Source organism: Cellulophaga baltica 18 (assembly GCF_000468615.2).
In the GTDB taxonomy this organism is placed as follows: domain Bacteria; phylum Bacteroidota; class Bacteroidia; order Flavobacteriales; family Flavobacteriaceae; genus Cellulophaga; species Cellulophaga baltica.
This window is the reverse complement of sequence record NZ_CP009976.1, coordinates 3,033,768-3,045,649: the sequence shown is the minus strand read 5'-3', so window position 1 is coordinate 3,045,649 and position 11,882 is coordinate 3,033,768. Positions and strand designations below refer to the sequence as shown.

At 36.3% G+C, this 11,882-nt stretch carries 9 protein-coding genes; all 9 read left to right on the top strand.

The window, feature by feature from the left end:
• Positions 1-143 precede the first annotated feature (143 nt).
• A complete protein-coding gene (nagB, locus tag M666_RS12980) occupies positions 144-2,078 on the top strand; it encodes a glucosamine-6-phosphate deaminase (RefSeq protein WP_262486315.1) in 1,935 nt (644 codons plus the stop codon).
• A gap of 254 nt (positions 2,079-2,332) precedes the next feature.
• Complete coding sequence (locus M666_RS12975) at positions 2,333-3,841, top strand: glycoside hydrolase family 10-like protein (RefSeq protein ID WP_029446204.1); 1,509 nt, start codon at positions 2,333-2,335, stop codon at positions 3,839-3,841.
• Positions 3,834-5,108 carry an AmpG family muropeptide MFS transporter gene (locus M666_RS12970; protein WP_029446203.1) on the top strand — a complete coding sequence of 425 codons (1,275 nt, stop codon included), beginning with the start codon at positions 3,834-3,836 and terminating at the stop codon, positions 5,106-5,108. The genes M666_RS12975 and M666_RS12970 overlap by 8 nt, the downstream gene beginning before the upstream one ends.
• A complete protein-coding gene (locus M666_RS12965; protein WP_029446202.1) occupies positions 5,101-6,675 on the top strand; it encodes a glycoside hydrolase family 3 protein in 1,575 nt (524 codons plus the stop codon). The genes M666_RS12970 and M666_RS12965 overlap by 8 nt, the downstream gene beginning before the upstream one ends.
• A gap of 1 nt (position 6,676) precedes the next feature.
• Positions 6,677-7,753: an anhydro-N-acetylmuramic acid kinase gene (locus M666_RS12960; RefSeq protein ID WP_029446201.1), complete on the top strand. Its 1,077-nt coding sequence runs from the start codon at positions 6,677-6,679 to the stop codon at positions 7,751-7,753.
• Positions 7,754-8,015: 262 nt separating this feature from the next.
• Entirely contained in the window at positions 8,016-9,923 is a 1,908-nt protein-coding gene (acs, locus tag M666_RS12955; RefSeq protein ID WP_029446200.1) for an acetate--CoA ligase, read from the top strand.
• A gap of 244 nt (positions 9,924-10,167) precedes the next feature.
• The gene (locus tag M666_RS12950; protein WP_024480448.1) at positions 10,168-10,365 is read left to right on the top strand and encodes a hypothetical protein; all 198 of its coding nucleotides are present in this window, start codon (positions 10,168-10,170) and stop codon (positions 10,363-10,365) included.
• Position 10,366: 1 nt separating this feature from the next.
• The gene (locus M666_RS12945) at positions 10,367-10,987 is read left to right on the top strand and encodes a ferric reductase-like transmembrane domain-containing protein (RefSeq protein WP_029446199.1); all 621 of its coding nucleotides are present in this window, start codon (positions 10,367-10,369) and stop codon (positions 10,985-10,987) included.
• A gap of 27 nt (positions 10,988-11,014) precedes the next feature.
• A complete protein-coding gene (locus M666_RS12940; RefSeq protein ID WP_029446198.1) occupies positions 11,015-11,875 on the top strand; it encodes an SDR family oxidoreductase in 861 nt (286 codons plus the stop codon).
• Positions 11,876-11,882: the final 7 nt, after the last annotated feature.

The following is an 11,882-nucleotide window of genomic DNA, read 5'->3' as shown; positions in this document are numbered from 1 at the left end:
AAAGATACGACAAATATAAATACAATTTTGCTGTTTTATGCAATTAAAATTAATTTAAAATAAAAAACAGCAAAAAACAGCAAATTCCATTTTTTTGTTTAATTTTGGGTGACACGCTATTACAATATATTTTAACAAAGACAATTAAAGCCCGACAAATTATGCCTGCAACATCCGAAAAAGATACTGACGTTATCAAATTTGAAAAAATCAATACAATAATCCATGACAGCTCTGAAGATGCCTCTTTATATGTTTCCAAAGAGATTATCAATCTTATCAAAGAAAGGCAAAAAGAAGGTAAAACTGTTGTTCTAGGACTAGCTACTGGTTCTACGCCAACCAAAGTTTATGACTACTTAGTACAAGCCCACAAAGAAGACGGTCTGAGTTTTAGTAATGTAATTACGTTTAATTTAGATGAGTATTTCCCGATGCATGCAGATTCTATTCATAGCTATGTGCGTTTCATGAATGAGCATTTATTTGATCATATTGATATTAAAAAAGAAAATGTTCATATACCAGACGGAACCAAAACTTTAGAAAATGTAAAAGCGTTTTGTGAAGCTTATGAAGAAAAAATCGAAAAATCTGGCGGAATAGATATTCAAATATTAGGAATTGGGAGAACAGGACACATAGGATTTAATGAACCGGGCTCCTCTCTCTCTAGTAAAACACGTGTAGTTAGATTAGATAGAGTTACTCTATTAGATGCTGCAAGTGATTTTTTTGGGTTAGAAAATGTACCTTCTAAAGCCATAACTATGGGTGTGGGTACCATTATGGCCGCAAGAAGAATTATATTAATGGCCTGGGGAGAAGGAAAAGCACAGATTATAAAGCAAGCTGTGGAAGGAGAAATTAGAGAATCTATTCCTGCAACATTCTTACAGCAACACGGTAATTGTGATTTTATTTTAGACAGCGCTGCAGCATCTGCACTTACCAGAATGCACAATCCGTGGTTGGTAAGTGAGTGTACATGGACCGATGATTTAATTAAGAAAGCAACCATCTGGCTTTCTGAGAAATTAGACAAAGCTATCCTGAAACTCACCAACGAAGATTATAGTGAACACGGCATGGGAAGTTTGGTGGCTGATATAGGCTCCGCAGAAAATATTAATCTAAAAGTATTCAACACTTTACAAAGCACCATAACCGGTTGGCCTGGTGGCAAACCAAATGCTGACGATAGTAATAGACCAGAACGCAAAGGTCCCTACCCAAAAACTTCGTTAATCTTCAGTCCACACCCAGATGATGATGTTATCTCTATGGGAGGAACATTATTACGTTTGGTCGATCAAGGTCATCATGTACATGTAGCCTACCAAACGTCGGGAAACATAGCTGTTTTTGATGATGAAGTAATTCGTTTTCTTGATTTTGCCCTAGAAGTACAGCCAGAGAACAAAGAACTACAAGTACAGTTTGATAAAATAAGAGGCTTTCTAAAAAATAAAAAGCCAGGAGAAATTGACAGCCCAGAAATACAACGTATAAAAGGACTCATTAGAAAAGGTGAGGCACTATCTGCTTGCAGATACTGTGGTGTTCTTGAAGAAAATGCACATTTTCAAAATCTTCCCTTTTATGAAACAGGAACCGTAAAGAAAAAACCACATTCTCAAGAAGACATTAAACTCACTTACGATTTACTAAATAAAATAAAGCCTACTCAAGTTTTTGCCGCTGGAGATTTATCTGATCCCCATGGTACACATAGAGTATGCCTAAAGGTTGTTTTTGAAGCCCTTTCTCAACTAAAGAAAGATAAAGTAGAATGGATTAACGATTGTTACCTGTGGTTATATCGTGGAGCGTGGCAAGAATGGGATATTGCTGATATGGAAATGACTATTCCTATTGGTCCCAAAGACATGCAGCGTAAAAAGAATGCCATTTTCAAACATCAATCTCAAAAAGACGCAGCCATGTTCCCTGGAAATGATGAACGCGAATTCTGGCAACGTGCCGAACAAAGAAATAAAGAAACCGCAAGAAAATATAATGCCTTAGGCCTTGCAGAATATGAAGCCATGGAAAGCTTTGTTCGCTATAAATTTTAATATTAACTAACTAACTCACTTTTTATGATGAAAAAAATGCAACTCGTATTCTCATTTTTTCTGATGCTCTTATTTGCTCAAGGCCTGCTTGCGCAAACTACCGTAGTATCAGGTACAGTAAATTCCAGATAATCCTACTTCATAATAATAATTAGTGTTTTGTGAGTTGATTTTTAAAGATACCCAGTCACAACCTAGTTGTACTGGGTTTTTTAAAAAATTAGAATACCTTAGCTTAGCTTATAAATCATGGAATGAATAAAATAGCATTATTAATACTATTATTACTACTTACCTCCTGCGCCTCTCGCAAGTCTAAATTACCAGAGAAAGAATTTAGAGGTTTTTGGGTGGCTACGGTTGTCAATATCGATTGGCCAAAAAATGGAACTGATGCCATAGAACAGAAAAAAGAAGATTTTCTAAAAATATTAGACTTTTACGATGAGCTTAATTTTAATACGGCTATCGTTCAAATACGAACCGCTGGAGATGCTTTTTATCCTTCTGATTTTGCTCCTTGGTCTGCATACTTAACAGGAAAACAAGGTCTCGCACCAAATACCGACGAAAACATTTTAGCATGGATGATTGCTGAAACACATGAAAGAGGTATGGAATTTCACGCTTGGCTAAATCCATACAGAGCAACATTTGATTTGAAAACCAACCTTTTAGATGAACAGCATGACTTTTTTTTGCATCCGGATTGGATGTTAAAATATGGTAAGAAGTACTATTACAACCCAGGAATACCTGAGGTACAAGACCATATGACTGCCATCATCCAAGAAATTGTTGCAAACTATACTATAGATGCTATTCATTTTGATGATTATTTTTATCCTTATAAAATAGCCGACGAAACTTTTGATGATACAGAGACTTTCAACACTTATAAACTGCCTCAACAAACTTTAGAGGATTGGAGACGAAGCTCTATAGATTCTCTAATTCAAAAAGCTTATTTGGCTATAAAAAAAGAAAAACCTTGGGTACAATTTGGTGTTAGTCCATTTGGTGTATGGAAAAATAGCTCAACAGACCCCAGAGGATCTGAAACTCAAGCAGGACAAACCACATATGATGACCTTTACGCTGATCCATTACTATGGATGCAAAAAGGTTGGATAGATTATATTATTCCACAGGCTTATTGGAGCATAAGTCTACCTGTAGCATCACACAAAACAATAATGGAATGGTGGGCAGAAAACACTCCAAATACTAATCTTTATATGGGCAACGGTCCTTATAAAATAAGAAATAACAGTGATAAGGCATGGGATCATAAAAAAGAACTCCCAAATCAAATTAAACTAGGTAGAGCAACTCCAAACATACAAGGAAATGCCTTTTTCAGCGCAAAAAGCCTTATGAATGATCATGAGGATGTTGTGAAAATATTAAAAAAGAAATATTACCAACAGATCGCTTTAAACCCTAGTACAACTAATCAAATTACCCGTACCATTCATACTCCAAAAATAGAGCGTATAGTTCTTAAAAATGCTGTTGCAAACGTTCAATGCAGTAGCTTAGAGGACTATAGATATGCCTTGGTGTATGACGTTAAAAAAACCAAAGATCCAATAATCAAATTCACAAAGTTAGTCAGTGCTAAAATTCCGCTTTCCTTAAATTCTTTAGTGCTTCCTAAAAACCTGATAAAAAAGAAAACGGCTTTAGTTTTTATCGATAAATTCGGACAAGAATCACTACCTATTATTTTAAATTTAGACCAAACAATACAGCATGATTAAAAAAGACAAAGGAGCATGGGCTTGGGTACCTATTTTATATTTTACACAAGGGTTACCTTATGTTTTAGTGGTAACGGTTTCTGTCATCATGTACAAAAAGTTAGGCGTCAGTAATGAAGATATTGGTTTATATACCAGTTTATTATACCTTCCATGGGTTTTAAAACCATTCTGGAGTCCGTTAGTCGATTTAAAAAGCACTAAGCGAAATTGGTTTCTAGGCATGCAATTGCTTATTGCCTTGGCACTTTTCGGTGTAGGCCTAAGTATTCCTACCAATATGTTTTTCACCACTACCCTAGCCTGTTTTTGGATGGCTGCTTTTGCATCAGCAACTAATGATATAGCATCAGATGGGTACTATATGTTGGGGTTAACCGAAAAAAAACAATCCTTTTTTGTTGGTCTAAGAAGTACTTTTTACCGCCTTGCGATGGTTACCGGAGAAGGACTAATTGTTTTCGGAGCAGGATTTTTAGAAGAAAAATATGGCGATTCTGCCAAAGCTTGGAGTATAACCATGACCGCTACAGCGGTATTAATGCTTGCATTGACAGTTGCTAACTTTTTTGCAAGTCCCAAATACGAATCGACCACAGAAGAGCAGCTTGAAAAACCGGAAGGTTTCCTAGAGATTTTCAAAAGCTTTTTTAAAAAACCACAAATAGGTATTGCTTTGGCATTTATTCTTACCTATCGATTGGGGGAATCACAGTTGGTAAAAATGTCTTCTCCTTTTCTACTCGATACTGTTGAAAAAGGAGGCTTAGGCTTTACTACAAAAGAACTAGGAATTGTCTTAGGAACCATTGGAGTTGTAGCCCTTACGGTGGGCGGTATCTTAGGTGGAATACTTATTTCTAAAGATGGACTAAAAAAATGGATGCTTCCCATGGTATTATCCTTAAACGTGCCTAACTTTTTCTACGCTATTCTTGCGGTAACAAAAACCACTAATATTGTCGCCGTATCTGCTACCATTGTATTGGAAAAATTTGGATACGGATTTGGTTTCGCAGCCTTTCTTATGTACTTAATTTATATCGCTAGCGGAAAATCTAAAACCTCTCATTATGCTATTGCAACAGGATTTATGGCATTAGGAATGATGCTCCCTGGAATGATTAGCGGATTTATGCAAAGTTGGCTTGGCTACGGCGGATTCTTTATTTGGGTAGTCATAGCTGCGCTTCCCTCTTTATTTTTATTGAAATATTTAAAATATCCGGCAGATTTCGGAAAAAAAGATGCCTTAGAACATGAATAACATGATCAGTTATCACAACGCTACAACAGCACTTTCTATATCAGAAAAAGTAGGGCAGTTTTTTATGCCTGCTGCATTCATCAATGACACGGAAGAAGAAATTCAACGAATAGAAAAAAGCATTTTAGAGGATGGTATCGGAGGCTTATGCTTTTTTCATAGTCGCGCTAGTGCCGCAACAAATTTTGAGGGACAGAAAAAAATTGTCTACAATGAGAATAGCTTTCAAACCTTAAAAAAACTAATCCAACGCTATCAAAACATAGCAAAATATCCACTTTTAATTAGCATAGATGCAGAGTGGGGCTTAGCAATGCGTATTGAAAATACACCGCAGTATCCTTATGCCATTACCTTAGGTGCATTACAGCATAATGAAGATTTAATTTTTACACTAGGTAAACAAATAGCTAACGATTGCAAAGCCGCAGGAATCCATTGGAATTTAGCTCCCGTAGTAGATATTAATAACAATGCCAACAATCCTGTTATTGGTTACCGTTCTTTTGGTGAGAACAAATTTTTGGCAACCTTAAAAGCAGCAGCTTTTATCAAAGGCACAGAAATAGAGGGCGTACTTACCTGCATCAAACATTTTCCTGGCCATGGTGATACCGCAGTAGATTCACACTTAGGGTTGCCTTTAATAGATAAATCTAAGGAAGAACTCATAAAGAATGAACTGTTTCCTTTTCAACAATTGATTCATGAAGGGGTAGATAGTATTATGGCGGGGCACTTATCTATTCCCGCTTTAGCAGATGGAGATACGATCCCCTCTAGTTTATCTAAAAAAATGTTGAAAGATCTATTGCGAGATGAAATGAAATTTAAAGGGGTTGTTATTTCCGATGCCTTAAATATGCATGCTGTAGCTATGAATTATCCAACCAAAGGAGCATTAGAATGGGTAGCTTTTGATGCCGGTAATGATGTATTATGTTTTTCAGAGAATGTAACCGCAGGGGTACAAACCATTTTACAAAATGCTACCGCAGCACAAATTGAAGAAAGTTTCAAGCGGATTTGGGCATTAAAAGAAAAAGCAATCAAGAAGAACAGTGAAAAGATCGAGTTATCCGATGCTGCTCCTTTAAATGCGTTAATTGCAAAAGAAAGCCTAACGCTTTACAAAGGCGGATTGGCTGATTTCAAATCACAAAAATTCATCGGAATAGCATTGGGCGCAACAAAACATACTTTTTTTAATAGTATTGCTAAAGAACTAAATTTTGATACCATTGAAAGCATTCAAGATGCATCACAAGTATCTGCATATGATCATGTTTTGATTGCCTTATATCCGCCAAAGGCGAAACCTGCCAATTTATTTGATCTTACTGAAGAAGATATTGCACTCATACAGACACTTATGGCAACAAAAAATGTAGTACTCTATCTTTTTGGAAATCCATATGTATTAAATCATATATCTATAGAAAAGGCAAAAGCTGTAATAATTGCTTATCAAAATTTTGAGGTGTTTCAAGAAAATGCTGCGCAGCATTTTCTAGGAAAACATACCGCAGTAGGAAAAATACCTGTTGCCATTAAAAACAAACTTTAAGATGAAAATATTTAAAATTATAGGGGTAATGTCTGGCACTTCTTTAGACGGTTTAGACTTAGCCTATTGCCATATCTGGGAAGCAAATAATACCTGGCAGTTTGTTATACAGGCCACTAAAAATGTTCCGTATACTCCGGAAATGGAGTTAAAACTTAAAGATGCCATTTTCTTGCCTGCGACAGAACTATTAGAATTTCATAACACCTATGGTACTTGGCTAGGCCAACAAGCAAAAGCCTTTATTGAAGAACGTAATTTATCGGTAGATTATATTGCTAGCCATGGCCATACGACGCATCATCAACCACAAAGGGGACTTACCTATCAAATTGGATCTGGACAGCATATTGCCAATGAAAGTGGAATTGAAGTTATATGTGATTTTAGAACAAATGACGTCGCGCTAGGTGGTCAAGGAGCACCATTAGTACCTATTGGAGATCAATTACTATTTCATGCTTATGACTTTTGCTTAAACCTTGGCGGCATTAGTAATGTTTCTTTTAACCTTGATCAAAAAAGAGTAGCCTACGATATAGGCCTTGCCAACATGGGACTCAACTACAGCACTAGAAAGGCTGGTTTTGCATATGATGACGGGGGTAAATTAGCCAGAAAAGGCAAGGTTAACCAGCCAATGCTTAAAGCGCTTAATAGTTTAGAATTTTATGATTTACCTTTTCCAAAATCTATTGGGTATGAATGGTTTGTTGAAAAAGTAAAGCCTATTATAGATGCTACAGACGATACGATTGAAAATATTCTGCACACCTCGGTACTACACGTTTGCGAAAAAGTTGCAGCAGATATCCTTCAAAATACTACGAAACCAAAAAGTACTTTATTAGTTACTGGAGGGGGGGCTTTAAACACTTTTTTAATTGAAAAGCTACAAGAAAAGCTAGGTGATACCGTAGAAATCGTTATCCCTTCACAAACAATTATAGCCTATAAAGAGGCCTTAATTTTTGCCTTAATGGGCGTGCTTCGTATTCAAAAACAAACGAATGTATTGTGTTCTGTGACGGGAGCCAAAAAAGATTCTTGTAGTGGCGTAATGTACCTACCAAGTTAAAATTTTGCCTATTATCATGTATATAAACTAATATCTTAAGATATTTATAAATAATTAAAGCTCAATTTCATTAAAATACATTTATTAATTAAATTTATAACTTAAAAAACTCTCCAAGGTTATAGTGGTACTTTTTTGCTGAATAGCTGTTCATAAACTATCGGGCATTGTAACATATAGTTCAGACCTAACCATAAAACATACAAATACGCAAAGACTGAAAACCCCAAAAGTGTAATAAAAAATTAAAATAGGCAGTGCAATGAGTAATTATCACATCAAACATTTAGAAGAATATTTTCAAGTCTATAGAAAATCTGTCCGCAATCCTGAAGCTTTTTGGGAGGAAATAGCCGAAGAGCATTTTTTATGGCGTAAAAAATGGGACAAAGTATTAAGTTGGGATTTTTCTAAACCAGAAGTAACATGGTTTGAAGGGGCACAACTAAACATTACAGAGAATTGCATTGACCGACATTTGGCGACAAGAGGAGAAAAAACAGCCATTATTTTTGAACCCAATAACCCGGAGGAAGAAGCGCAGCATATTAGCTATTATCAATTACACGATAAGGTTTGCCGTATGGCCAATGTATTGAAAGAAAAGGGTATAAAAAAAGGAGATCGGGTATGTGTGTACTTGCCCATGATTCCAGAATTAGCGGTTACTATTCTTGCATGTGCAAGAATTGGCGCCATACATTCTGTCGTGTTTGCCGGCTTTTCTTCCAATGCTTTAGCTACCAGAATAAATGATTCTGATTGTAAAATAGTAATTACTTCAGACGGTTCTTATCGCGGGAATAAATCAATAGATTTAAAAGGAATCGTAGACAAAGCTTTAGAAGAATGTCCTGGTGTAGCCCATGTATTAGTAGCAAAACGCACCAAGAGTACTATTGAAATGAAGAATGGTCGTGATGAATGGCTACAACCTCTTTTAGATGCCGCTTATGGCGACTGTGTGCCCGAAATTATGGATGCTGAAGATCCATTATTTATATTATACACCTCTGGCTCTACTGGGAGACCTAAAGGGATGGTACATACTACGGGAGGCTACATGGTCTATACCGCTTACACTTTTAAAAATGTCTTTCAATACCGCGAAAATGATGTGTATTGGTGTACAGCAGATATCGGTTGGATTACGGGACACTCTTATATCGTGTACGGCCCATTAGCCAATGGCGCCACTACGGTCATGTTTGAAGGAGTACCCTCCTATCCAGATTTTGGTCGTTTTTGGGACGTCATAGAAAAACATAAAGTTAATCAGTTTTACACGGCTCCTACTGCAATTCGCGCTTTAGCAAAACAAAATTTAGAGTTTGTAGAAAATCATGATTTATCTAGTTTAAAAGTATTGGGCTCTGTAGGAGAACCTATAAATGAAGAAGCTTGGCATTGGTATAATAACAACGTAGGGAAAAAGAAAAGTCCCATTGTAGATACTTGGTGGCAAACAGAAACTGGGGGAATTATGATTACTCCTATTCCCTACGTAACCCCTACTACACCTACCTATGCTACCTTGCCTTTTATAGGTATACAACCGGCATTAATGGATGAAGAAGGCCATGAGATCATGGGCAACCAAGTAGAGGGCAGGTTGTGTATTAAATTCCCTTGGCCTTCAATGGCAAGAACTATTTGGGGAGATCACGACCGCTATAGAGATACTTATTTTACGGCTTATAAAAATAATTACTTTACCGGCGATGGTGCGCTACGCGATGCTGTAGGTTATTACCGAATTACAGGGCGTGTAGATGATGTTATTATTGTTTCTGGACACAATCTAGGAACAGCACCAATTGAAGATGCTATAAACGAGCATCCAGCGGTAGCAGAATCTGCTATTGTAGGTTTCCCACATGATGTAAAAGGGAATGCCCTTTACGGTTATGTTATTCTAAAAGAAACTGGGGAAACTAGAGATCGCGATAATTTAAGAAACGAGATTAACCAGCAAATCACAGAACATATTGGTCCTATTGCTAAGTTAGATAAGATTCAGTTTGTTTCCGGTTTACCAAAAACTCGAAGCGGAAAAATTATGCGTCGTATTCTACGTAAGATTGCAAGCAATGATGTTTCTAATTTAGGAGACACGAGTACCTTACTAAACCCAGAAGTGGTTCAAGAAATTATTGACAACGTGGTTTAAAGAACAATTTTTAAAAAACTATTAACAAGTAAATACCAGTATATTTTTGGCTATGTGTTACATAAAGCGCATAGCCAAAAATTTATGCCGTGCAGCTGAAGTTTTATCTTTTTTTTTCTGCAAAAACAAGATTTATCAATGTTAACATTTCTTTATTATAGCGGTGTCATATTTACCATTTTTAGTCAAGCTTTTACCTTTTAGAACTTTGCACCTATCGCGATCTTTGTTTAAAAAATAACTTATGAGCGATGTAGCAAAATGCCCCACTTGCGGTAGCATTTCTAAAATAAAGGAAAAAGACGGTCACATTACGTATTCTGCAGTTCAGGATGAAGAGGCTTTAAAAAAAATTGGTCAGCTTAAAAAAGCTATGGAAAAATTTAAACAGAAAGCTGAAGCCTTAGAAAAAGAAGTTCAAGAATTGAAGGCCTTAAATTAAAATGAGGTTTATAAAAAAGAACTATGCCTGGTTTATTGTAACTGTTTTAGCCATTCTCCCTTTATTTATTTTAGCAAATTTCTTAGAAGTTGAATACGCATCAGGTTTTGCTGTCAGCTTAAAAGAAAGCGCTGAAAACAGTGACCAAAGCACTATAGAACTATTGTATCACATTTCTGGAGAATTTGCTATACGATGGATGACGGCCGTACTTAGTTGCACCCCATTTTTTATTCTATTTGGAGTTACCAATCTTTATGTACGACAAGCCATGGGTATTGCAACGGCCATTTGGAGTATTATTCATTTTATAATTTTTTGTGCTGCGGAAGGGTTTCTTGAAACGTTTACACAAGTAAATTATATGGCGGGATTTCTAGCCGTGTTATTATTAGTACCTCTTTTAGTTACCTCAAATAGAAAAGCTATGAGACGGCTAAAAAGCAAATGGAAAAAGCTTCAGAGTTTGGCTTATATCATTATACTATTAAGCATTTTACACGTCGCTATTTTAGATAAAACATGGATTATCTACGCCATCATTGTAGGCTTAGGTTTTATACTCCGAATACCTCTTATCAAAGCATCAATTATAGCATTTAGAAAAAGAAGGTTAGAATAGCGTAACTTAAACATAAAATTACATCATATGAAAATAGCAGTTACCTCAGCAAGCGGACAATTAGGTGCTTCCATAGTAAAGCATCTCATTGCATTAGTAGGAAAAGATCAGGTTATTGGTATAGCAAGAACCCCAGAAAAAGCGAAGCATTTAGGGGTTGAAATTAGAAAAGGGGATTATAATAATAGAGAAGATTTTAATAATGCCCTTCAAGGCGTATCTACCGTACTACTAGTTTCTGGAATGGACGAGCCTCAGAAAAGAATAGCGCAACATCAAAATGTCATTGAAGCTGCAAAAACTCAAGGTGTTCAAAAAATTGTATATACGAGTATCATTGGTAGTGAAGACAAAAATGCTTTCAGTCCCGTCGTACAAAGTAATCGACAGACTGAAGAAGACGTTAAAAACTCTGGACTTCATTGGGTGATTGGAAGAAACGGAATATACATTGAACCCGACTTAGAGTATCTACCAACCTACCTAAAAGAAGGTGAAATAAGCAATTGCGCCGCAGACGGCAAGTGTGCTTATACGAGTAGAGAAGAATTAGGGTATGGATATGCCCAAATGTCAACGGAAGAAAAGCACAACGGCCAGATTTACAATCTTATTGGAGAAGCAGTAACACAAACACAACTTGCCGAAGCCATTAATACCATTTACCACACGCATCTAACCTACACGGCTGTATCTGTTGCTGCGTATGCACAAGAAAGAAAAAAAGCTTTAGGAGATTTTATGGGAACTGTCATTGCAGGTATTTATGAAGGCATAAGAAATGGCGCCAATGATGTTCCTTCAGATTATGTTAGAGCAGCTGGAAGACCCCATAAATCGCTCTTAAAAATGATAGAAAACTACTCGCAAAATCACCCTCAAAAATAAAATAGAT